The organism is Vibrio parahaemolyticus (assembly GCF_900460535.1).
GTDB lineage: Bacteria > Pseudomonadota > Gammaproteobacteria > Enterobacterales > Vibrionaceae > Vibrio > Vibrio parahaemolyticus.
The window spans coordinates 271,587-295,814 of sequence record NZ_UHIL01000001.1 but is presented as its reverse complement, the minus strand read 5'-3'; the positions used below and the strand labels follow the sequence as shown (position 1 = coordinate 295,814).

Genomic DNA, 24,228 nt, shown 5'->3' with positions numbered 1-24,228 from the left:
GTTACCCCTGCCAAACCTTGTGAATCGTGTCCGCTGTGAGTATAAAAGAGACGTAACTCTCATACCCAACGGAAATAATAGTATGAATGCGAGCCTGCCGAAACTCGACGACCTTGACCGCGCAATCTTAAAAACACTTATGGCAGACGCCAGAACGCCTTACGCCGAAATGGCTAAGCAGTTCGATGTCAGCCCTGCCACCATTCATGTGCGTATCGAGAAAATGAAATCGGCTGACATAATCGAGGGTACGGAGGTGATCGTAAATACCAAGAAGCTCGGCTACGATGTATGTTGCTTTATTGGTATTAACCTTAACGCGGCGCGTGACTACCATTCCGCGTTAGAAAAACTCAATGCTCTCGATGAGGTAGTGGAAGCTTACTACACCACAGGCGCGTATAACATATTCGTCAAATTGATGTGCAAATCGATTGAAGAACTGCAATTTGTGCTGATTGATAAGCTGCAAGCCATTGATGAGGTTCAGTCCACGGAGACATTGATATCGTTGCAAAACCCGATCAACCGCAACGTGAATCCGTAAAATTTTTTATAAAAAATGTACAAAAAAGGCCAACCGAACGGTTGGCCTTGGTGTTTTTTGCTCAATTTACGCCGCAATACCCGAATGGCGCAGCAGTGCATCGATTTGTGGTTCACGACCACGGAAGCGCTTAAACAGCTCCATTGGCTCTTCACTGCCACCCATTTCTAGAATGTTGTTCAGGAAGCTTTGACCCGTCTCTTTGTTGAAGATACCTTCTTCTTCAAAACGAGAGAATGCGTCTGACGACAACACTTCTGCCCATAGGTAGCTGTAGTAACCCGCGCTGTAACCACCAGCGAAGATGTGACCAAAGCTGTGTGAGAAACGCGCCCACTCAACCGCTGGAACAACTGCCACTTTCTCTTTCACTTCTGCCAAGGTTTCCAGCACACGTGCACCCACTTCTGGGTCATATTCAGTATGAAGCGTGAAGTCGAACAAGCCGAATTCTAGCTGACGCAAAATACCCATCGCAGATTGGAAGTTTTTCGCCGCGAGCATTTTGTCTAGCATCACTTTTGGTAGCGGCTCGCCCGTTTCGTAGTGACCAGAAATGAACGCCAGCGCGTCTTGTTCCCAACACCAGTTTTCTAGGAACTGACTTGGTAGCTCAACCGCATCCCAAGGTACGCCATTAATGCCTGATACCGCGCCAGTTTCTACCTGCGTCAGCATGTGGTGGATGCCGTGACCAAATTCATGGAAAAGTGTCACAACTTCATCGTGCGTAAACAGTGCTGGCTTGTCGCCTACTGGACGGTTGAAGTTACAGGTTAGGTACGCAACCGGCGTTTGCAGTTCGCCAGATAGCGTAATACGACGACCACGACAGTCATCCATCCACGCGCCGCCACGTTTGTGTTCACGAGCGTAGAGATCTAGGTAGAAGCTGCCACGTAGTGTGCCTTCAGCGTCAAAGATATCGAAAAAGCGCACAGATTCGTGCCAAGTGTCTACGCCTTCACGCTCAGTAACGGTCATGCCAAACACGCGGTTTAACACTTCAAACAGACCGCTCACGACTTTTGACTCTGGGAAGTATGGGCGCAGCTCTTCGTCCGAGATTTGGAACAAGTGCTGTTTTTGCTTCTCGCTGTAGTAAGCGATATCCCACACGTTCAGCTCTTCAACGCCAAATTCGCCCTTAGTAAACTGACGCAACTCTTCAATTTCGCGCTCACCCTGCGGTTTCGCACGTGTCGCTAAGTCATTTAGGAAGCCAAGCACTTGAGCCGGAGTTTCTGCCATTTTCGTCGCCAACGACTTCTCACTGAAGGTGTTGAAGCCCAGCATACGTGCGATTTCATGACGCAGTTTTAGCTGCTCAGTAATGATTTCTGAGTTATCCCATTTGCCTGCGTTTGGACCACGATCAGAAGCGCGCGTCACGTACGCTTCGTACACTTCTTTACGCAACTCTTGGTTGTCGCAGTACGTCATGACAGGTAGGTAAGATGGGATATCCAGCGTGATCAGGTAGCCATCGAGCTCTTTTGCTTCTGCAGCGGCTTTTGCTGCTGCCAACGCCGATTCTGGCATACCCGCGAGGTCTTTCTCATCCGTGATGTGCTTGGTCCAACCCATGGTGGCATCCAGCACATTGTTGGAGAATTTAGAGCTCAGCTCAGACATGCGTTTGCTGCTCTCGCCGTAACGGTGCTGCTCGTCTGATGGCAAGCCAATGCCCGACAATTCGAAGTCACGTAGCGCATCGGTGATGGTTTTCTGCTGGGCACGCGTTAGCGTTGCAAATTCTTCGCTCGCTTTGATGGTTTTGTACGCTTCGTACAGGCCTTTGTGCTGACCAACCCAAGTGCCGTATTCCGACAAAATTGGTAAGCAGCTTTCGTACGCTTCACGCAGAGCTTCGCTGTTCACCACAGAGTTCATGTGACCAACTGGCGACCAAATGCGGCTCAGACGGTCATCAATTTCTTCTAGAGGAGCAATCACATTTTCCCAAGTTGGGTTGGTGTTGTCTTTTAGCACCTCTTCAACTTTGGCGCGACAATCTGCAATCGCCTGCTCGACAGCAGGTTTAATGTGTTCTGGTTTGATTTGCGAAAACGGAGGTAGGTCCGTAAACGTTAGAAGTGGATTAGACATGAATAATTCCTTTTGTGTTTTGGCTCTATGACTGCCCATAAAATAGGCGGACCCAATGCACAAGTAAGCCGACAACATGGATTGGGGGAGCTCCGTTCCCTTTCTCTATGCTGCGATGACCGGATGATCAACGAGAGCTTGCTCTGTCCCTGAGTCTTATTCTGCCTAAGTGGCAGAGCACTCTATTGGAGCACTGCGATCCCACTTAGGTTCAATATGTTTAGTAAGTATGGGTGACTTAAAGAGATTTCAATAGTGAGTGCATTTTAAGTCGCGCAAAATCAAACGGAGATTCTGCATCTGCAAGGATGTTGGGTATAATACCCTCAACACACCGAAAATTTATTGTATCTGAAATCACAGACCACACTCAGCCAAAGAGTGTTTCGAGAGTTTAATTTGTTAAGTTACCGCCACAGCTTCCACGCTGGCAACCATGCCGACGTGGTCAAACACATCGTTCAAAGCCTCATTCTTGATGCGCTGAAACAAAAAGATAAGCCATTCGTTTATCACGATACCCACTCGGGTGTGGGCCGTTACGATCTGACTCACGAATGGTCTGAGAAAACGGGCGAATACAAACAAGGCATCGCACGTATTTGGGATAACCCAAATATTCCTGAAGACATCAAAATCTACATCGATGCCATCAAAGCACTCAACAACGGCGATAAGCTGCGCTACTACCCAGGCTCACCGCGTGTGGCGCGTGCGCAAATCCGCCCACAAGACCGCATGGTACTGACAGAGCTGCACCCAGCCGATCATCCATTGCTGGAACAAGAATTCCATCGCGACCGCCAAGTCAGCATCTACAAAGAAGATGGCTTTAAGCGTCTAAAAGGCAGCCTACCACCGCAAGAACGTCGTGGCTTGGTACTGATTGACCCGCCATACGAGCTAGCTAAAGAGTACCGCGATGTGGTGCAAGCGATTTACCAAAGCCACAAACGTTGGGCAACGGGCATCTACGCGATTTGGTACCCAGTGGTAAACCGTCACGACATCGAAGACATGATTGAAGGTCTAGAAGGTCTTGGCATTCGTAAAATTCTGCAAATCGAATTGGGTGTCGCACCCGATACCAACGAGCGCGGCATGACGGCATCCGGCATGATTGTGATTAACCCACCGTGGAAACTAGAAAGCCAGATGAAAGAGATTCTGCCATTCCTGCAAGACGCGATCGCACCAGCCACCGGCCACTGGAAAGTGGACTGGATTGTGCCAGAGTAAACACTTCTGCACCGAAACCTCTCAGCGCAACGACATTTTCGTTGCGCTTTTTTATGCTCTCAACTCCGCCGTCTGATCGCGCTTATTCTTCTTTTTGTACCTCTCATCGCTATTTGTCATAAGCAATGTCACTTTTTCCCATTTAGGAATTCGTTACATTCGATTTATGATAGTGGGATAACGGTGGCATTGAGTTCAGGCAAGGTCATCCCAATCTATCTATGTACCAGATAAAATTTATAAGCTCTTGGAGAAAGTAATGGCGACTCATTTTGACTATATCTGTATCGGTGGCGGCAGTGGCGGCATCGCATCTGCAAACCGTGCGGCGATGTACGGCGCGAAAGTTGCGCTAATCGAAGCTCAAGATCTCGGTGGTACCTGTGTAAACGTAGGTTGTGTACCGAAGAAAGTGATGTGGCACGGCGCACAAATCGCAGAAGCAATGAACCTGTACGCAGAAGATTACGGTTTTGATGTCGACGTGAAAGGTTTCGACTGGAGCAAACTGGTTGAGAGTCGTCAGGCGTACATTGGTCGTATTCACCAATCTTACGATCGCGTTCTTGGCAACAACAAAGTAAACGTGATTAAAGGCTTTGCTAAGTTTGTTGACGAGAAAACTGTAGAAGTAAACGGTGAACATTATACTGCGGATCACATCCTAATCGCGGTTGGTGGTCGTCCTACTATTCCAAACATTCCAGGCGCTGAATACGGCATCGATTCAAACGGCTTCTTCGACCTAGCAGAGCAACCAAAACGCGTTGCGGTTGTCGGCGCTGGCTACATCGCAGTTGAAATTGCTGGCGTACTGCACGCACTAGGTACAGAAACGCACCTGTTCGTACGTAAAGAGTCACCACTGCGTAGCTTTGACCCAATGATCATCGATACGTTGGTTGAAGTAATGGAAGCAGAAGGCCCAACACTGCACACCCATTCTGTACCAAAAGAAGTGGTAAAAGAAGCCGATGGCAGCCTAACTCTGCACCTAGAAAACGGTGAGAGCCAAAACGTTGACCAACTGATTTGGGCAATCGGTCGTCACCCAGCAACGGATGCAATCAACCTAGCGTCAACTGGCGTGGCAACGAACGAAAAAGGCTACATTAAGGTAGACGAATACCAAGAAACCAACGTGAAAGGCATCTACTGTGTGGGTGACATCATGGAAGGCGGTATCGAGCTAACACCAGTAGCAGTGAAAGCGGGTCGTCAACTTTCTGAGCGTTTGTTCAACAACAAACCAAACGCGAAGATGGACTACGATTTGGTACCAACTGTGGTATTTAGCCACCCACCAATCGGCACTATCGGTCTTACAACGCAAGAAGCGGAAGAGAAGTACGGCAAAGACAACATCAAAGTCTACACATCTGGCTTTACTGCGATGTACACCGCCGTTACTAAGCACCGTCAACCATGTAAAATGAAGCTTGTATGTGCGGGTGAAGAAGAAACGGTTGTTGGTCTACATGGCATCGGTTTCACGGTAGATGAAATGATCCAAGGCTTCGGCGTAGCAATGAAGATGGGCGCAACCAAAGCAGACTTCGACTCTGTTGTGGCTATCCACCCAACGGGCTCTGAAGAGTTCGTAACGATGCGTTAATTGCGCGCTAATCGCATTGCTGATTTCAGCAAATCATTTGAAAAGGTCACCTTAGGGTGACCTTTTTTGTTTGCCCATGCTTAACTCGCATTCTCCAATAGCGTGCGAATAAACTCGGCTTTGATAGCACTCTCCTGCTTACCGTCATGAATCAGACACAAGTCTGCACGCAGTGACTCTTTCAGCTTGATAAAACGAATCCCATGCCAATGATGCTGAGAAAACGTCGACGGCACCAACGTCACGGTATTGCTGTTTGCTACATACGCCATCAAGGTGCTTGGCTCCACCACTTGTTTGCCAATATGGGGTGAAAAGCCTTCTTGCAGACAGGCATTGATGGTGAAGTTTGCCGAGGCAGAATTCGCCAAGCTCATAAACGCAAACTCACACGTCTTTAAATCTTGGAGCCGCAGCAAAGATTTGCTGGCTAACTCATGTTGCTCCGACACCGCCACCACAAACACATCTTTGCCCAAAGACACCGACTGATACGGATAAATGTTGAGTGCATCGGCAAAACGTACAATGCCCACGTCGATTTTCTTCTCGCTCAGATGCTTCTTTTGCGTCTCTGGGTTGAGGTCAAAAATGTCGGCGTGATAAGTGTCATGCTCAGCATGGAAGCCCTGCAACAGACGATCAAATCCGCCCCAAAATGCGCTACTTACCACACCAACTCGCAGGATATTTCTCTGGTTCAAACCCACTTGCTGCACTTGATTGAGCGAGACATTTAAGGTCTGAAAAATCAGTTGGCATTTGGACTCCAACAATCGCCCGGCCTCCGTCAGCATGACGTTTCTTGAATCACGCTCAAACAGTTTGACGTTAAGCACCTCTTCCAACTCTTTGATGCGATTGCTCAACGGCGAATTGGTGATATTGAGATTCTCGGCGGCCTTAGTGAAATGCTTGGTTTGTGCGACCGCGTAAAAGTAACGCAGCATCTTCAGCGTCACGCGCTCAAATGGTTCTGACTTCATGCATTGAGTCCTAGCGAATTTCATCATCCTCTTTTTAAGGATGATAGTAGCGAATAAAGCAAAGATAACCAGCGCAGAAAGTCACACAATGGAATCAACACACAACCAGAAGGTGACTAACATGAATCAGGATCCAGTAATCGGCGCGCTACAAACCATTCGCGAACGCAAACCAAACTTCCAACCTAAAGCAGCGTTTATTTTAGGCTCTGGCTTAGGCGTATTGGCAGACGAGCTACAAGACAAAGTGGTCATTCCATACGAAGAGCTCGAAGGGTTTCCGGTTAGCACCGTGCAAGGCCACTCTGGTGAGTTGGTGCTTGGTACCATGGGCGGCGTAGACGTAGTGTGCATGAAAGGTCGCGGTCACTACTACGAACACGGCTCAATGAAGGTCATGACAACGCCCGTGCGCACCTTTAAAAAGCTGGGCTGTGAGTTTCTGCTCGTCACCAACGCGGCAGGCTCACTTCGCCCTGAACGCATCGACGTCGGTTCTCTGGTGGTATTTCATGACCACATCAATACCATGCCTGAATCGCCAATGATCGGTCCGAATGATGAAGAGTACGGCCCGAGGTTCTTCAGCCTCGCCAATGCGTACGACAAAGACCTGCGCGCAGAAGCGTTTGAAGTCGGCAAAGCCAATGGCATTCACCTGAATGAAGGTGTGTTTGTCTCTTACACAGGCCCCAACTTTGAGACCGCAGCCGAAATCCGCATGATGCAAATCATCGGTGGTGATGTGGTGGGCATGTCGGTCGTGCCAGAAGTGATTTCTGCGGCGCATTGCGGCTTACCCGTATTGGCAGTGTGTGCGATCACCAACATGGCAGAAGGCTTGGGAGATGTAGAACTGTCTCACGCCCAAACATTGAAGTGCGCGAAGCTAGCCGAAGCAGATTTCATTCGCTTTATTAAGCGCTTTATGAAGCATCACTTCTAAAGCCGTTTCATTCCAAAAAGCAAAAGGGTCATCAAGTAACTTGATGACCCTTTTTTGTGTCACGTTTTCTAACGTTCGGGGGTATTTCGGAGCCGTTTGTGCGTTTTACTTAACTGCACGAACCAATTCAGCAATGCCTTCCCAATCGCCGTTGTCCATCATTGCGGTTGGCACCATCCACGTACCGCCACAAGCTACAACCGATTTCAGTGCTAGGTAATCTTCCACGTTGGATGAGCTTACGCCACCTGTTGGCATGAATTCAACTGGGTAAACCGCCGTGAGTGCTTTCAGCATGCTTACGCCGCCTGAAGGCTCAGCAGGGAAGAACTTCAACGTACGCAGACCCATTTCCATCGCTTGCTCAACCAAGCTTGGGTTGTTTACACCCGGTACGATAGTCACACCACGTTGCTGACAGTATTTCACTGTGGTTGGGTTGAAGCCTGGGCTAACGATAAAGTCCACACCCGCTTCGATTGCGATATCCACTTGTTCTGTGGTCAGAACGGTGCCCGCACCAATCAACAATTCTGGGTACGCTTCACGCATGATGCGAATCGACTCCGCCGCAGCTTCGGTGCGGAATGTCACTTCCGCACATGGTAAACCGTTTTCTACCAACACTTTTGCCAGTGGCAGAGCGTGTGCTACGTCGTTGATTGCGATAACTGGGACGATTTTGATTTCTCTTAATCGTTGTTCAAGTGTTGTCATGGGGAACCTCTAAAGAATAAAGCTTAATGTTGCGACGATAATAAACGCGATACCGCCAAGTAACGTTTCCATTACCGTCCAAGTTTTTAATGTGGTTTTCTCATCCATCTCAAGCAGACGAGATACCAACCAGAAACCAGAGTCATTGAAGTGAGACAGTACCGTTGCACCACCCGCAATCGCGATTACGATAAAGCAAAGGTCTAGTTCACTCAAACCTGTTGATGCAGCCACAACTGGCGCGATAAGAGCCGCCGTAGTGGTTAGCGCTACGGTTGCCGAGCCTTGAGCAACACGCAGACAGGTTGAAATCACAAACGCCGCCACAATCACAGGCATACCTGTGTCTGTAAGAACGTCAGCCAGTGCATCACCGATGCCGCTTGAGCGCAGTACGCCGCCAAACATGCCACCAGCACCCGTTACTAGGATAACGCCACAGATTGGAGCCAATGACTCACCACACAATTTTTCTAGTTTTGCCATGCCGTAGTCTTTGGCAAACACAGCCAGACAGACAATCAAAGTAATCAGCAACGCGACTGGAGTTTTACCTAGCATACGTAGGAACTCAACCAGTGCCGTTTTGCCATCAATCAAACCTGCAACCGCCAGTGTGTTCAATACCGTATCCAAACAGATTAGCAGGACTGGCAGCACAAGGATGGTCATAACCGTGCCAAATTTTGGTGCGTTGCGCTCATCCACCATTGCTTCGCCATTAAAGAAGGCTTTAGATAGTGGGATATCGAATTTTTTGCCCGCGTACAAACCAAATAGGTAAGCGCCAAGGTACCAAGTTGGAATAGCAACCAAAATACCCACCACCAATAGCAGACCGATGTTTGCGCCAAGGAATTCTGCCGCTGCAACCGGACCTGGGTGTGGTGGAACAAACGCGTGCATAACCGCAAAAGCACCAGCTGCAGGCAACGCGTATTTAATTGGTGAGCCACCAAAACGAGCCGCCACACTTAGGATGATTGGCATCATCACTACAAGGCCAGCATCGAAGAAGATTGGGAAGCCAAACAGTAATGAAGCGACGCCCAAAGCAAATGGTGCGCGCTCTTTACCAAAGCGACCAATCAAAGTGTCTGCCAGCACTTTCGCACCGCCAGTCACTTCAAGAATTTTACCGATCATCGCACCAAGACCAACCAGCAATGCCACGGAAGCCAGTGTGCCGCCGAAGCCGCCCATCATGGTCGATACGACTTTCTCAGAAGGAACGCCAGTGGCGATTGCTGTGCCTAAACTCACCATAGTAAGGGAAGCAAAAGCATGGACTTTCAGTTTAATGATCAGAACGAGTAACGCTGCAATGGCAAGGCCTGCAATCGTCAGTAGGAACGTAGGATCTGGGGCTTGGGTTAATTGCTCCATAGGTTCACCTTTAAGAATTATTGTTTGTGTTATGGTTCACATTTATTTCAGTTACCGGTAACATGTTACCGATAACATGAATAAGATAAACCCATATTTTAAAGTGAATTCAAAAATTGAGATCACGCGCAAATTTGGTTATGAGGATAAGTTATGGCTGGTAGTAGTGTCATCGTTATGGGCGTTTGTGCTAGTGGTAAAAGCACAATTGGTGAGCATCTAGCGAAAAAGCTAGGGCGTAAATTCATTGATGGTGATGATCTTCATCCACGAGCGAACATTCAGAAAATGGCATCGGGCCAGCCTCTGAACGATGATGATCGCAAGCCATGGCTAGAACGCATTCGTGATGCGGCGTACAGCCTAGAAAGCAAAAACGAACACGGCATTATTGTCTGTTCAGCACTGAAAAAGATTTACCGCGATCAGATCCGCGAAGGCAACGACAACGTGACCTTCCTGTTCCTTGATGGCGATATGGAGTTGATCCTTAATCGCATGCGTATGCGCAAAGGCCACTTCATGAAAGAAAACATGGTGAAGAGCCAATTCGAGACGCTAGAGCGCCCAGACAACGAGCCTCAAACTCTGATCGTCAGTATCGACGGAGACATCAGCGACGTGGTGGAACGCTCTGCCGCTGAGCTAATCAAAATGCAAGCGATCGGGGTGGCGTAATGACTCACTCTGTTGTTCTTGAGGTCACACAACGTTTGACCGAGCGCAGCCGTGAAGCGCGCGCTGCGTTTCTTGCTCGCACCGAAGTGCAAGCCGAAGCTGGCAAAGGCCGTGTTGGTTTATCTTGTGGTAACTTAGCCCATGCAGTCGCCGCTTCTTGCTCTTCTGAAAAGAAAAATATTCTCGATTTTACTCATGCCAATGTCGCGCTGATCAGCGCCTACAACGACATGTTGAGCGCCCACCAGCCGTACCAAGACTACCCAGCGCAAATCAAACAAGTGCTGGCGGACTACGGCCATACAGCGCAAGTCGCAGGTTGTGTGCCTGCGATGTGCGATGGGGTGACTCAAGGTCAAGCAGGCATGGATATGTCGCTGTTTTCGCGAGACTTAATTGCGCAATCAACGGCGTTGTCTTTGAGCCACAATGTCTTTGATGCCACATTACTGCTTGGTATCTGTGACAAAATTGCCCCGGGACAACTGATGGGCGCGCTGTCTTACGCGCACCTACCGACTGCGTTTGTACCAGCGGGTCTGATGGCAACAGGCATCAGCAACGAAGAGAAAGTCGACGTACGCCAAAAATACGCAGCGGGTGAAGTCGGCAAAGACGCTCTGCTGGATATGGAGTGTCGCGCTTACCACTCTGCGGGTACGTGTACGTTTTACGGCACCGCCAACACCAACCAGTTGGTGTTCGAAGCCATGGGCTTGATGCTGCCAGGTTCGGCATTCATTCATCCCCATACCCAACTGCGTAAAGCGTTAACCGATCACGCGGCTCTGAAAATCGCCTCAATGACGGCGGGTTCTGCACACTTCCGTCCGCTGGCCGAGGTGGTCACAGAAAAGAGCTTGGTCAACGGCATCATCGCTCTACTTGCATCTGGCGGCAGCACCAATCACACCATTCATATGATCGCCGTGGCGCGTGCTGCTGGCATCTTGCTCACGTGGCAAGACATCAGCGATCTGTCGGATGTGGTTCCTTTGTTAGCTCGCGTTTACCCGAACGGCCCAGCCGATATGAACGCGTTCCAAGACGCGGGGGGCGTGCCTGCGTTATTGCACCGCTTGAACCAATCCGAGCTTTTGCATCGCGATGTGAAACCCGTGTTTGGTGAATTTGAAGACCAAATGACGCTGCCGAGCCTTGTCGGTGGCCAACTGACTTGGACGCCGTGCCAAGGCAGCCAAGACGGTGACGTGATCGCCAAACCAGACGCCACTTTCCAAAACACCGGCGGCACTCGCGTACTGACTGGCAACTTGGGCAAAGCCGTGGTGAAAGTGTCTGCGGTGAAAGAAGAGCAACGCGTGATTGTGGCACCAGCGATCGTATTCCAATGCCAACACGAAGTGGAAGCCGCATACAAACGTGGTGAGCTGAACAAAGATTGCATCGTTGTGGTCACACACAACGGCCCAGCGGCAAACGGCATGCCTGAACTGCACAAGCTGATGCCAATTTTAGGTAACGTGCAAAAAGCGGGCTTTAAAGTGGCGCTGGTTACTGACGGTCGCTTATCTGGCGCGTCAGGTAAAATTCCGTCTGCGATTCATGTTTCTCCAGAAGCCATTCGTGGCGGCACGATTGGTTTGGTGCGCAACGGCGATTTGATTCGTCTGGATTGCCAAACGGGTGAACTGAACAACTTAAGCGATACCACTGGTCGCGAGTTGATTCATTTCGACACCGAATCTACCCAACAAACATGGGGACGAGGCTTGTTTAGCGTGATCCGCCAAAACGTCTCTAGTGCAGAAGAAGGCGCAAGCTTCATTGTTTAAGCCAGAAAAACAAAAAGAGCGGAGTTTGATACTCCGCTCTTTGTATTTGTCTTCGTTGTTTTTGTTTGGCTTGATTAAGCGGTTTTCATCACCACGACCGCAGCAATCACCACAAAGATACCAAACCAGCCGATTGGCTTAAGTTTCTGCTTAAACAGCAAGGCTCCACCCACTGCGGTACCCAAGATACCGATCGCGCCCCAAGAAGCATAAGCAATGGCTAAGTCGATCTCTTTAACCGCTTGTGCCAACAGCGTGAATGCTGTCAGTACCAACACAATCGCCGCAATGCCCCAGCCTTTGTATTTAAAACCTTTTGAGCGTGTCAGCGCCATATTGGCCATGATATCGACCAAGGCAGCCATCACGACAAATCCAAATGACATCGTAAAAAATTGACTCATGATTCGCACCTTGTACTAGCAGAAAATGAACGTTCTTTTGCCGGTTTATCGGCGTTTTTCTCGGCGTTAGGTTGATCATGTGATTCCCCTAACGTCACACACACAATGCCGACAACGGCTAACATCAAACCAAACAGCTCTTGATGGTTTAAGTTGGCATCAAAGGCGATGATCGACACCACGGTGATCAACGAGATACCCAACCCTTCCCAGACAGCATATGCAACACCGATCGATATTTTCTTCGCGGCAAACGCGAGAAAGTAGTAAGAGATTGCGATCAGCACATACATTACGATGTAGCCCCACCACCCGTGCCCTTGGCCGATAAGAGACATTGTGCTGGTGCCAGCCACTTCGGCAACGATGGCGAGCAATAAAAATAGACGTGCAACTAGCATGATTAATCCTCCATCAGAAATTAAAAAAATGCATAACGGAGAATGGTGAATGTCGCGTACCTGTATCGACATTCAAAAAGTTAAAAAGATAAAAATGAGCCACTTCTCCTGACTATTTGAGATAAGGTTAGCGCTGGGTAGGAAAAAGAGACAGGTAATTGAGATATTCATTTTTGAATATCTTAAGAAGTAAGTTGTCTATGTAATCACACAATATTGGCAAGGTTAAAGCACCTGCTCTCTCATTCAGCCGATGCCATAAAGTGACGTCACTGCGTGAAAATCAGCGGCGTATTGAGGGTTTGTCGCACCACTTTATGCAGATGTCTGTGCAAAGGATGGTTGCGGTTGGTTTGAAGGAAACCGCCAGAGACCACAAACTGACTGAACTCACGGTTGACGAGTGGCATTGCGTAAGATGCGAGTTCCGGCATCAACAATGCCGAGCTTTGACTGGCATACATAATTGCGTCGGTTTCTTGCAGCATTTGGCAAGCCACGCGCAAATTATAGGATTTCAATAACACCACGGGCTCATAGCCCATGCGGCGATACTCGGACTCCACGGTACAAAGCGGTTTATATGACGCGGGCGCAGGTAAAGAAACAAGGGGCAGTTTAGAGACCGTGTCCCAATCATTGCTGACTTTCGACAAGGTCGGATGGTTTTTACGCGCCAAAATCACTCGTTTTTCAACAAATAACGGGCGCATGTAAATGTCTTTCGACAGTTCGGTCTCTTGGTCAAGAATGCAGTAATCGTGCTCACCTTCGAGCATTTCATCGTGCGAGTAACTGTTCCAACTGGAAAAGGCAAAGTGCGCTTTAGGGAACGCTCGATGGCAGCCAGTTAGCAATCGCTGCCCTTGTTCATCCATCAAATAAGGGTCGGTTACAATCGCGATCTGCCCTTGATATTGCTGAGGGTCGAATACTTCAAACTCTTGCACCACTTTTTCCAGTGGTGCAATCATGTTATCGAATTCGGCGGCAAGGCGAATCGCCATGGGAGATGGCTCTACCCCATGCGCTTTACGCACAAATAGCGGGTCATCAAACACTTGCTTAAGCTTCATTACGCCGCGGCTGGCGCTCGGTTGAGAAATGCCAAGCTGCATTGCGGCCAGCTTGATGCTGCGGTTTTCCACCACGGCTTTTAATAAACGCATTAAGTTGAGATCCAATGCATCCAGCTGATGTGCCATACCCTAACCTGCCAATACCATTGATGAGCGAATACGAAGAGCGGTTAACTGCGAGTTAAACACTCTCTCCTGAAGTGATCTGATAACCCATATCAAACACTTTTTCTTCTTGCGCTTCACCTTTCAGACGCGCAATTAAAAGCTCTGCACTCTTTACACCAATTTGGAAACGCGGCGTATCAACGCTGGTCAGCTTCGGACTGATGGTCTGACCGATATCCAAGGCGTTATAACCCACCACCGCTAATTGCTGCGGGACTTGAATGCCACGTTGCTGCGCACTCAGCATAGTACCAATTGCGATGTCGTCGTTGGTACAGAATACCCCGTCGAGCGTTGGGTACGTTTCCAGTGCGCGTTCAAGCAAATCATGCGCAAGGGAGAAACTGGAGTGCACGCCAGTTAACACATGTTTGGGTTCGAGTCCGGCTTCATTCATCGCGCGATCATAACCTTGCATACGCAGTTTAGTACGCGTGTCCAAACGCGCGCCAAAGTAAACAATGGTGCGTTTGCCAGCGTCCAACATACGTTTCACCGCGTTGTACGAAGCGTCTTCATGATCCAAGCCCACAGCCATATCAATCGGTTGTGGCGGCAACTCCATGGTTTCGACCACCGGAACGCCAGCGTTTTTGATCATCTGCAACGTACGTGGAGTGTGGTGACTTTCAGTCAAAATCAACCCATCCACTTGGTAGGAAAGCAAAGAGGCGATTTTGCGCTCTTCCTCCAACTCATCGTAGCTAAAGTGTGCCAGTAGTGTTTCGTAGCCGTTGGCCTTAGTGACCGTCTCTATACCCTGAACAAAGGAAGCAAAAATTTGGTTGGACAGAGAAGGAAGTAAGATGCCGATGGCTTTGCTGGAAGACTTAGACAACATCGCGGGGGCGCGATTTTCGATGTACCCCATTTCCTCGATTGCCACGGCAATTTTCACGCGGGTCTTCTCAGCCACCGATTCTGGATTGCGCATATAGCGCGAAACCGTCATCTTTGTTACGCCAACCTGGTCTGCGACATCCTGCAATGTCGTTCGTGTTTTTTTATTCTGTTGAGCCATAAATATGTGATTTATCAATAATGTTACATGTAACATTATGACGAATACACAGGATGCCGACAAGCCACCAAAAGCCAAACATAATATCCACAATAAAATCATGCACTTATTGTTACAGAGTTGTTTTTAAAGAAACACTCGCAAAACGAATAAATAAATGACATTAATATTGAGTTTCTTATAAAATAGCGCACGTAAAACAATAAGATATCAGGCACTGTGCAGTTAGGCTCCAGCGAAACCCAAGTTTATTATCATCTTCTTGATCTGGACGACTCTCAAAAGCAGCAATACCTCCAAGAATTGCAACAGAGTCAACCTGAGCTATACATTCAACTCGCGCCCCTTTTAGCCCATGAAGCCCCAGAAGAGCGATTAACGCAATTGCTTTACTTTGGCGCTCATCAAGCGACCAACAGCGAGATCGACCTTAGTGGCGAAGTGATCAGTAAGTATCGCCTAACTCATGAGTTGGGGCGTGGTGGTATGGGCGTCGTTTATGCCGCGCAACGTGCAGATGAGACCTTCGAGCAAGATCTTGCGATCAAATTCATCCAAAGCAATTTAAGTAATGTGCTCGGACAACGGGCACTTTTCGATGAAGCGCAGCTACTAGCACGTTTAAATCACCCTTATATTGCGAAAGTCTTTGACGGCGGCCTGCATGACGGCTCGGTTTACATCGTCATGGAGCGCGTGTTTGGCCAAACATTGGATGATTATCTTGCCGAAGTCACACTGACAGACCGTGAGAAGTTCACGCTGTTTAAGCAGATTTGTCAGGCAATGGAACACGCGCATCACCACCACGTGTTACACGCCGATCTCAAGCCTGAAAATATCCTGATTGACCCAAATAAACGACCGAAATTGCTCGATTTCAATCTGACGCAGAAAGTGCAAAACAGCGGTGGCGAATCCCCACCCGCATTAATTGCGTTTAGCCAAAACTTTGCCAGTCCAGAACAACAGACTGGTCAGTTTCTGACGGCACAAAGCGATGTGTACTCTCTGGGTAAAATTCTCGCGATGATGTTTCCGTCACCGCGCGTTTGGTCTGATGTTTACTGGGTCATTAGACGCGCGACACGCTCTGCCGCAAAACTGCGCTATTCAGACGTTCGAGCACTAAGAATTGATATTGAGCGCATGCTTGAGCGGCGCCCAATCGAACAAAAAAAACATTGGCCGTTGTACAGCGCATTGCGTTTAGTGCAGCGCCGTCCGCTGGCTGCAGCATTATCTGCCATTCTGGTTTTATCCGGCGTGCTATTTGGTAATGCATTGATTCAAAAGAATATCCAACTGCAACAAGAGAAGAAGATTGCAGAAGATATGATGTACGAACTGACTCGCCTCATCTTCCATGCGAAGGGGCAGAACGTCGAACATCTTTCGGTGAACTCCATGATGGAGCTAACACGAAGGCGGATACTCTCTAACCCAGATATCCCCAAACATATAAAACAAAAAATGTTGTTGGCGATGATGACACCGGTGCCAGAGAAGCACCTAACTACACCAATGAGTTGTCAGCCAAATTGTGCGTCTAAGGACAGCACCAACCAATAAGGCTTAAAACAATATGTATACACGTTCAGTGGTATTTTGGCTGTCTGCATTGACGGCTACGTCCACTTTGGCGGCAGATGCTTCTGCAGCCACTTCACACCCGCCAGCTTCAACCTTGAAGCAAGGCTACTTTATCGACTCTCCAGTGACTGGCCTGTATTACAAAACCAGTTCCAATATCACAGGAGTCACTCAGCAAGGCGCATTTCACTACCAACCAGGTGATGTGATCAGCTTCTTCCTTGGTAACGATGACAAAGGTTATCTGCTGACAACCTTATCGAGCCAAGAAGTGCTTACGCCAACGATGGCAACCACCAAACCCAGTCGCAGCATCAATATGACGCGTCTGCTGCTTTCTCTCGACAGCACGCCTGAGAATCGTGAGGAAATTGTCTTAGCCAACCGTGTGTTGTCTGATCCTCGCTTTCAAAGCCAGCTCAAGAGTCTCGATCTCAATTATCTGGATGACGCTAAACGACATCTCAACCTCGACTGGGTTTCTGTCGATGAGGCGATTGATCACTTGAACGAAAGCCAGCAGTACATTGAGGAAAACTTTGCCTCTGATGAGATCATCTTTGAACCTCGCGGCATCACGTTCAAAAACATCGTGATCAAAAAGAAAGATTGGCAGGGCCGCGCTTGTGCCTACGATCTGCGCTATAAACATCACCCCAAATATCGCCCCCCTTTTGGTGAGACCCGATTCACCATCACCAAAGATTCGTTAATTGAACACCCGAGTGTTGGCGACCATTTTCAAGGTTGCTTCATATCGCCGAATCACCAAATTACGGAAGATATTGTCGAGCCGATTAGCAAATTTGCGGATTGGTTTAACCTTGTTGGTTGCTCTATCACAGGATGCACCCGCAACGACTTGAACGGCTTCTCTCTCGAAGACTTTGACGATGAAGGCGACTGGAAATATCGCTCAGTCGCGATGAATTTTGACCCAAGCACTGAGCTCTTTATGGAGAAAGTACAAGGTCTCGGGCGCAACAAACACATCCAACACAGCAACCGCACTGAAATGCTGTGGTTTTCCTACCCTAACACCAGCGAGCACGACATCGACTACCTCGGCGTGTGGCAGCAAACCCAATACCACCAGCAATCCATGACACAATCGTGTCTGTTAATGCGCCACCAACAAGTGATGCGATTGCCACGCAGCGCCGAGACCTGCCCAACCGATGCAAGCCTATACACCCAAGATGTCACCCGCGAGTTTGCCGATATGTGGTGGGTAAACAATGACGAACCGAAAGCCAATTTGGCGCAAATGAACATCATGGTGCGCTGGTCAACCACTCCGGCAGAAATCAACTACACCACTTGGGAATACTTACCGGCGGGAGCCAACTGGGAACAAGGCATTTTGTATCGCTACCAACAGAACGTTAGTCGTAACCGAGATGGTTCTGATCATATTGAAACGCATACGATTTCTGAATTTGTCAAAGTGAGCGAGGAGGTATAACCATGGCAACGACTTCAGCCCTAACCCACATTATTCAGCAGTGGCAGTCTGGTAATAAACAAGCCGAAAGCGAGCTGTACCAATTCGCTTATTTGCAACTGCGTAAAATCGCCCAACAAGAACGTGAGCGCAACGCCGAAAAATACGGCACCGACAACATAGTATTGGCAGACAGCGTCAACAGCACCACCGCATTGATTCATGATGCTTACCTAAAGATGTCAAACTGCGACATGAGTGAAATCGCCACCAAGCGTGATTTTTTCTTAATGGCCGCTAAAGTCATGCGCCAAATATTGATCGACAACGCTCGCTCACACCAAGCGCAAAAACGCCAACACATCACGTTGATGAAGGACGAAGAAGACCGCTTTGAGCAGTTGATCATCATGGACAAAGCCTTAGATAGCTTTAGCACACGCTACCCACGTCAATCGAGCGCCTTAAAACTCAAATACCTGATGGGCATGAAGAACCAGGAGATCAGCGAACTGCTAGAGTGCAGCGCAAGCCTGATCGAAAAAGACCTCAAGTTCTCACGCAGCTGGCTGCAATCAAGAATGGCACACGCATAAATCATGACCAAGAAACTGTGGATTATCGGCGCGATCGGCGCCGGTTTATTGGGCGTTTACTTGTTAAGTGACGAGAGCAGCATGGCGTCTGCGGCCAGCTCTTTAAACAGCTCTCCTGTCGATAAAAGAAAAAGCCAACATCACTATGGTGAACGTACGTCGTTAATTGAGGTGAAGCAGGCGCTCACAACATCGGCGTTGGATGGCTCGAGCTCTCTCGATTTAGATGCAGTGCTTAATGCCACCCCATTCGATCAACAAAACGTCGCCGAGAACCCTTTCGATACGTTTGACGGTTACTACCCTTACGATCTGACGGCGGTGACACCACAACCCAAAGTTGATGCGGCGAACAACAGCAAACCCATCATCAACCTATCGGTCGAACAGCAACTGCAAACCATCATTTATGGTTGGGAGCTGACGCAGAACAAGCCGATCAGCAATTCGTTAAGTCTGAACCAATTATTTGAAGACCCCGATGGTGACCTGCTCACCACTCGGATCTGGTTAGAAAACGCCAATGGTCTTCAGGTGCTCAACCAAGGCCAAATCGTGGTACAAGGTGCGCCAGAAGAAATCGACCAAACCATTTACTTAGCCGTGGCAGCTCGTGACAATCATCATGGTGAAGAAGATTACGCCTGGGTCACGACCCGTTTTGAATTGCCAGTCGTTAAAGAAGAGCAAAACAACACCGACCATCCTTTGGTCGGTGACATTGTGTATCGCCTCGAAACCACACAAAACCTTGGCGGTATCGCGTACGCGTATGAAGTGGTGTATTGCGAAGCGTTTCAGTTTGAAAACGAAGAAGTGTACTTTGCCGCCTCCAACAACAAGCGCTTATGCCCAGAAAAGGGAGCACTAAAAAAAGTGGGCCATTACAAAATCAGTGATGACTCGTTGATTGTTAGCGCAAATGGTGCTCGTCAAATCTGGACCACCAAAAAGGTGTACCCATCTCAGGTTCATAAAGAGACTCAGAACTATTTCACCACCGTGTTTGATGGCAAACAATTCGAAAGCTATACCATGCAAAAGAACAAGCAATCGATGGAAAAACGCATCAACGCACCGACAGGACGATATTTATACCAGATATCCTTTTTTGACTATTTGCTACCTCGCCCTAACGGCGATTATCTCGTGGCTGAAATCGGCAATTATATTTATCACCATGGAACTCAAGTCATTGGGCCTCATGGTGAAAGCATCGATTCCGATCTCAACTTACGCACTTACAATCCAAACTTGTATTGTGCTGATGTCGCCATCTGGTATGGCAGCCATGTCATTGCTGGTCAAGGAGACTATCAGGTCGACATCATCTCCGATCCTAACCCCTACGATCCGACTTACCTAATTGACTGCTACGAATACATTAGTAACCCCACGACCAGACAACAATCGTTAGCATTTGATCTGAGCTACTCGCCTTACGACGAACTACTTGATGGCGAGGTGTACAGCTACATTTTACGTCCAAAGCCTGAACTGGCTGATCGCGTTGAAGAATTTAAAATCAATATGATTTATCACAGCCCAAAGCCGTTACGCTCAAGCAACAAAAAATAACCACTTAAAATACATAATGTTATTTTGACCATTAAATCACTAAAAACAAAAAGTGTAACCGTGATCAAAGTCTCATTTCCTTCCTCATCGACAAAAAACTCAAATAAATTTTACGGGTTTTATGCAGTTTTTCGTGTCTTGAACACTTACTCAATAGTGATTAAAAAGGCACAACTTTCTTAAATCTCACTAGTGAGATTTAAGAAAAACAACAATAAAAAAAGCGACTTTCTCATTCGGAAACGAACAAGGACAAATGAATAATGAATAAGGTGAGTTTATTAGCAGCGTCAGTGGCTATCGCTCTTACAGGCTGTGGCGGTTCAGATAGCGGTTCAAGCAGTGCAAGCAACGGTGTTGTGATCACAGGTTTTGACGGCTACTTCAAAAATGCAGTTGTTTTTGAAGACACGAACAACAACGGTCAATGGGACACTCAAGAATCTATTCTTGGTCTGACCGATGAGAAAGGTCAGCTTACACTGGCCGCTAAACCAGAAAAAACTTTAGCACTGCAAACTCTCGTTCCAAACGGTACGAAACAGAAACAACTTATCGCCTTGGATGCCAAGAAATACGCTGGCACCTACACCGTAGATATGGACCACCCAAGCCAAGCTATGGCGCACGAAATCGTATTCCGCGCACCATCATCGTCTAACGTGATTTCACCTATCACGGACCTTGTGGCGATTGAAATGGCAAAAGACCCTTCAATTACTGAAGAAGACGCGAAAGCAAACGTAAACAAAGCATTGGGAGGCTCAGAGGAAGCTCCGATTGATCTGTACAGTGACTTTGTTGAAGGTGCGACAAAAAACGCCGAACTACATAAAACCGCTCAGATTCTGACAGAATCTAAAGCGCAAAACCCAACAAATTACGAGAAGAAAGCGACTGAGTTTGCTCAAGCGGCAAACCAAGAAGTGGATCGTCTTGTCGCGTCTGGCGAAAACATCAATGACCCAAGCCTACGTCCAGTCATCACTGATAGCACGCCGAATAGCGACAACTTAGCGCCTGAAACGGTAGTCAACAACAAGCTAACCGTCAACGAAACCATAGAAGACGCAGCTGAAGATAAACTGGATAAGCTACCAAAAATCGTAAAAGGTGCTTCATTTAATGGCGTTGAGCTAAACATCGAAGGTCTTTTCAAAGACAAAGACCAAAGCCTTGTGAACACAAAACTGACGCATAATTTAGCGGGCACAGGCATTGAAGTTGAGAAAGTTGGCAACCTAATTGTTCTACACCCAACCGCGATCGTAGAAAAATCCGGTGATTTTGAGATTGTTCTAACGGCGCAGGACAAAAACTCTAACGGGGATGTGCTATCAACTGTGAGCGCAGTATTCGAAATCGAAATCGAATCTGCAAACTTACCACCAATGGTTGTTGAAGCAGAGCAAGCTCGCCTGCAATCCATTGTTGATGGCTGGTACCTACAACAGGGCGAACTGTTTGAACAAACGCTCGATATTTCTGGTTTGTTCCAAGATAAAGACGGTCAGATCACCGATTACTCAGCGGACTACGTAGGCATTGAAGGCCTATCAGCAATTGAAGATGGCAATGCGATTGTCACCATTAAAGGCACACCGACAAAAGCTGGTGAATCTGGTGCAGCACTTACCATTAGCGCAACAGATGGTCATACTGCGGTGCAGATTGCACTCAGCATGCCAGAAGTAAAAGAAGGCGTTACGCCACCACCAGTAGTACCGACTTTGGGCTTCACGCAAGCGCACTTCAACGGTCAAGAATGGAAAATGGGTAGCTTTGCGCAAAAAGATGGTGAAATTGGCTATGCCATGTTGATGCAAGACTCTGAGGGCCTACTATTCTGCTGGGGTTCAAACCACGATGAGATGAACCAAGAGTACAAAGCGAACATCAGCGACGTCCTAGAAAACACATGGGAACACGATGCCTACGCCATTCTTGCAGATCTTGACCAACAAACCGGTTACGCGGAATACAACAACAAAGACTGTGAAGACGTCGAGCTAAAAGACGGCAAGCTATACAACAGCTACGGCGAAGAGTATGAAATGCTGTACCAGCACAAAACCGGGAATAACGGCACTCAGATTATCGTTAAAATCTCAGATGATGAACTGTTCTGGATGGATTCAAGCAACACACCGTTTGCGGAATCACTTTCGGTTGCAGAACACATCAAGCATGGCACGGTAGAGCATGACTTGATGGTAGAAAGTAAAGGCAAAGACGACGACAAAATCCTGAAATACTCTTCAGGTACATACGAATACGACGCTGACACTTACAATTACTCGTCGTTCATGCCGACCGGCTTCCAAACGCCAGGAAACTGGGAAATCAAGGATGATGAAGGTCGTGAACTGCTGATTCTAGAAGAAACGGGCTCACAATCAGATTACAAAACTCGTCATCGTTACATCAACCGTGATTTTGGTGATTTCTACATCGGTATTCATTGGAGTAAAGAGCAAAACGGTCATGAATCAGCGCCGGAATATGGCCTGTACTCTCACAACAAAGAAGTAATGACAAGCATCGCGGCTTCACTACCAATTTTGGAGCCAGGTGACGATGACTAAAGCAACCATCGTCAACCCTTGTTGCGACAGTGTGCATTTACGTAGAAGACGTCGAACCTTCTGGGAACGATTTGTCGGTATCAAAGAAGTGTACATTTGCTCAAACTGTCACAAAGAAACACCTCTCAAGTAGCAACAATATTTGAGACCGCAAAAAAGCCCCGCATCGCGGGGCTTTCTTCGTTTTGAAAAGCGCGTTTCGTCCTAAAATGTATGGATGCATTAAGGATGAACAACCGCTACTTCACACACATCACATTCAACAACGACGTGCCGGTTAACTGATTTGGTTCTCGATCGGCAAACAAGCCTTTCTTATCTTTACCCCAATACGGCAATTGCAGCGGCCATTTGTTCTTCTCCATCACACCAGAATCTCGCAACGCTTTAAATTCAGTCGCCGTGGCGAGCGACATGCCCAACTGCTGACAAATCTGTTGCGAGCTTTCGTAGTTGAGTCGATTCCACGGCTTACCATATTCCATATAAAACTGATTATCTAACAGGTAAGGCACGACATACATTTTGCCATGTAGAGACGCTCGCAAGCGCACTTCCACCTCTCCATTGCTTTTTACGCTCGGTGCTGGTTTTGCTTTCGCAACCGGTTTTGTTGTCGTGCTCGGTTTCGGCTCTTTTGCCGTAACTGGCTGCGCTGTCGTTTTTGTCGCAGAAGCTTTAAACGCCTCGGTATCTGGACGACTGGTCACGACTGGCGCAACAGGCTTCGGGGCGACGTTTGGTTTGGCGACAGGAGTCGGCTTTGATGACGGCTGCGTTTGCTTCACGGTGTTGTCACTCCCTTTGCCAACCACACGAATAAATGCCTCGCGATAGTTCGACAAGGTTTTGACTCCTCGCAAATCAGCAGACGCTTTAGAAAATTCTGTATAAGGCCCAATAAGACAACGATAGCCCTTTGCTTCGGGCTTCATCCAAACATCGGTGGTGATTTTGCTGTAAATGGGTTTGGCTTTGGCAAGTGGCATTGGTTTAGGCAGCAAGCCACATTGAATCCAATAGAAATCATTGCCTCCTTGCGGCACTTTCTTTCCCCAAACTCCCTGACCGATTGGGCAACTTTTCTCTAGCATCGGCAGTTCTTTGTCGCTCGCTTGAGTCGCCTGACAAAGAAAGTCATCGGCCAATACCGGGGCTGAAAATTGGGCGCACAGCAATAGCCCTCCTAAGCTGAGGCCTGATTGGACAATGCGTGATGAGAGGTGTGCCTTCTTCATTTCCATACGCTTCACTCTGAACTAGTGGGTAAAGTCATTATGGCGGCAAAGCGCCAAAAAAATGTGAATAAAGAATAACAAGCAAAAAAAGAGCCGGAATTG

The 24,228-nt window shown here is 48.0% G+C and carries 20 protein-coding genes; 11 read left to right on the top strand and 9 right to left on the bottom strand.

Annotated elements, in window-relative coordinates:
* The first annotated feature begins 82 nt into the window (after positions 1-82).
* Complete coding sequence (gene asnC / locus DYB02_RS01570) at positions 83-547, top strand: transcriptional regulator AsnC (RefSeq protein ID WP_005465258.1); 465 nt, start codon at positions 83-85, stop codon at positions 545-547.
* 66 nt (positions 548-613) lie between these two features.
* Here asnC and prlC read toward each other — a convergent pair whose 3' ends face one another.
* The gene (gene prlC, locus DYB02_RS01565) at positions 614-2,656 is read right to left on the bottom strand and encodes an oligopeptidase A (RefSeq protein ID WP_029862546.1); all 2,043 of its coding nucleotides are present in this window, start codon (positions 2,654-2,656) and stop codon (positions 614-616) included.
* A gap of 399 nt (positions 2,657-3,055) precedes the next feature.
* On the opposite strand from prlC, the gene DYB02_RS01555 reads away from it, so the two are divergent.
* Positions 3,056-3,895, top strand: a complete 840-nt coding sequence (locus tag DYB02_RS01555) for a 23S rRNA (adenine(2030)-N(6))-methyltransferase RlmJ (RefSeq protein WP_029806700.1) — start codon at positions 3,056-3,058, stop codon at positions 3,893-3,895.
* 259 nt (positions 3,896-4,154) lie between these two features.
* Positions 4,155-5,510 (top strand): glutathione-disulfide reductase, encoded by a 1,356-nt coding sequence (gene gorA / locus DYB02_RS01550; RefSeq protein WP_005478739.1) that lies wholly within the window; start codon positions 4,155-4,157, stop codon positions 5,508-5,510.
* Between the two features lie 80 nt (positions 5,511-5,590).
* Here the strand turns inward: gorA and DYB02_RS01545 are convergent, their stop codons facing one another.
* Entirely contained in the window at positions 5,591-6,496 is a 906-nt protein-coding gene (locus DYB02_RS01545; RefSeq protein ID WP_029807014.1) for a LysR family transcriptional regulator, read from the bottom strand.
* A 121-nt stretch (positions 6,497-6,617) separates the two neighbouring features.
* Here DYB02_RS01545 and xapA point away from each other — a divergent pair, with 121 nt between their 5' ends.
* Entirely contained in the window at positions 6,618-7,442 is an 825-nt protein-coding gene (gene xapA / locus DYB02_RS01540) for a xanthosine phosphorylase (protein WP_015296049.1), read from the top strand.
* A 105-nt stretch (positions 7,443-7,547) separates the two neighbouring features.
* Here the strand turns inward: xapA and DYB02_RS01535 are convergent, their stop codons facing one another.
* A complete protein-coding gene (locus DYB02_RS01535; protein ID WP_029804909.1) occupies positions 7,548-8,159 on the bottom strand; it encodes a bifunctional 4-hydroxy-2-oxoglutarate aldolase/2-dehydro-3-deoxy-phosphogluconate aldolase in 612 nt (203 codons plus the stop codon).
* Between the two features lie 9 nt (positions 8,160-8,168).
* Entirely contained in the window at positions 8,169-9,545 is a 1,377-nt protein-coding gene (locus DYB02_RS01530) for a GntP family permease (protein ID WP_005478622.1), read from the bottom strand.
* A 153-nt stretch (positions 9,546-9,698) separates the two neighbouring features.
* Here DYB02_RS01530 and DYB02_RS01525 point away from each other — a divergent pair, with 153 nt between their 5' ends.
* Both DYB02_RS01525 and edd read left to right on the top strand, forming a co-directional pair.
* Positions 9,699-10,223, top strand: a complete 525-nt coding sequence (locus DYB02_RS01525; RefSeq protein WP_029804910.1) for a gluconokinase — start codon at positions 9,699-9,701, stop codon at positions 10,221-10,223.
* A complete protein-coding gene (gene edd / locus DYB02_RS01520; RefSeq protein ID WP_029804912.1) occupies positions 10,223-12,019 on the top strand; it encodes a phosphogluconate dehydratase in 1,797 nt (598 codons plus the stop codon). The genes DYB02_RS01525 and edd overlap by 1 nt, the downstream gene beginning before the upstream one ends.
* Before the next feature lie 74 nt (positions 12,020-12,093).
* Here edd and DYB02_RS01515 read toward each other — a convergent pair whose 3' ends face one another.
* The 4 genes from DYB02_RS01515 to DYB02_RS01500 form a co-directional block, all read right to left on the bottom strand.
* Positions 12,094-12,423: an SMR family transporter gene (locus tag DYB02_RS01515; RefSeq protein ID WP_005478614.1), complete on the bottom strand. Its 330-nt coding sequence runs from the start codon at positions 12,421-12,423 to the stop codon at positions 12,094-12,096.
* Positions 12,420-12,824, bottom strand: coding sequence for an SMR family transporter (locus DYB02_RS01510; RefSeq protein WP_005455212.1), 405 nt, complete (start codon positions 12,822-12,824; stop codon positions 12,420-12,422). Before DYB02_RS01510 ends, DYB02_RS01515 begins: the two co-directional genes overlap by 4 nt.
* 269 nt (positions 12,825-13,093) lie before the next feature.
* Positions 13,094-14,029, bottom strand: coding sequence for a LysR family transcriptional regulator (locus tag DYB02_RS01505; RefSeq protein ID WP_005455215.1), 936 nt, complete (start codon positions 14,027-14,029; stop codon positions 13,094-13,096).
* A 55-nt stretch (positions 14,030-14,084) separates the two neighbouring features.
* Positions 14,085-15,092 carry a substrate-binding domain-containing protein gene (locus DYB02_RS01500; RefSeq protein WP_029804914.1) on the bottom strand — a complete coding sequence of 336 codons (1,008 nt, stop codon included), beginning with the start codon at positions 15,090-15,092 and terminating at the stop codon, positions 14,085-14,087.
* A gap of 219 nt (positions 15,093-15,311) precedes the next feature.
* Here DYB02_RS01500 and DYB02_RS01495 point away from each other — a divergent pair, with 219 nt between their 5' ends.
* The 5 genes from DYB02_RS01495 (at position 15,312) to DYB02_RS01475 (ending at position 22,888) form a co-directional block, all read left to right on the top strand.
* Positions 15,312-16,664 carry a serine/threonine-protein kinase gene (locus DYB02_RS01495; RefSeq protein ID WP_029804915.1) on the top strand — a complete coding sequence of 451 codons (1,353 nt, stop codon included), beginning with the start codon at positions 15,312-15,314 and terminating at the stop codon, positions 16,662-16,664.
* A 13-nt stretch (positions 16,665-16,677) separates the two neighbouring features.
* Positions 16,678-18,150, top strand: coding sequence for a hypothetical protein (locus DYB02_RS01490; RefSeq protein ID WP_005487539.1), 1,473 nt, complete (start codon positions 16,678-16,680; stop codon positions 18,148-18,150).
* A gap of 2 nt (positions 18,151-18,152) precedes the next feature.
* Positions 18,153-18,725 carry a sigma-70 family RNA polymerase sigma factor gene (locus DYB02_RS01485; RefSeq protein ID WP_029804916.1) on the top strand — a complete coding sequence of 191 codons (573 nt, stop codon included), beginning with the start codon at positions 18,153-18,155 and terminating at the stop codon, positions 18,723-18,725.
* A gap of 3 nt (positions 18,726-18,728) precedes the next feature.
* Complete coding sequence (locus DYB02_RS01480) at positions 18,729-20,303, top strand: hypothetical protein (protein ID WP_029804918.1); 1,575 nt, start codon at positions 18,729-18,731, stop codon at positions 20,301-20,303.
* Positions 20,304-20,566: 263 nt separating this feature from the next.
* The gene (locus tag DYB02_RS01475; protein WP_029804921.1) at positions 20,567-22,888 is read left to right on the top strand and encodes a hypothetical protein; all 2,322 of its coding nucleotides are present in this window, start codon (positions 20,567-20,569) and stop codon (positions 22,886-22,888) included.
* A 239-nt stretch (positions 22,889-23,127) separates the two neighbouring features.
* On the opposite strand, the gene DYB02_RS01470 is transcribed toward DYB02_RS01475, so the two are convergent.
* On the bottom strand, positions 23,128-24,132 hold the full coding sequence (locus DYB02_RS01470) for an SPOR domain-containing protein (protein ID WP_025553789.1): 1,005 nt from the start codon (positions 24,130-24,132) through the stop codon (positions 23,128-23,130).
* Positions 24,133-24,228: the final 96 nt, after the last annotated feature.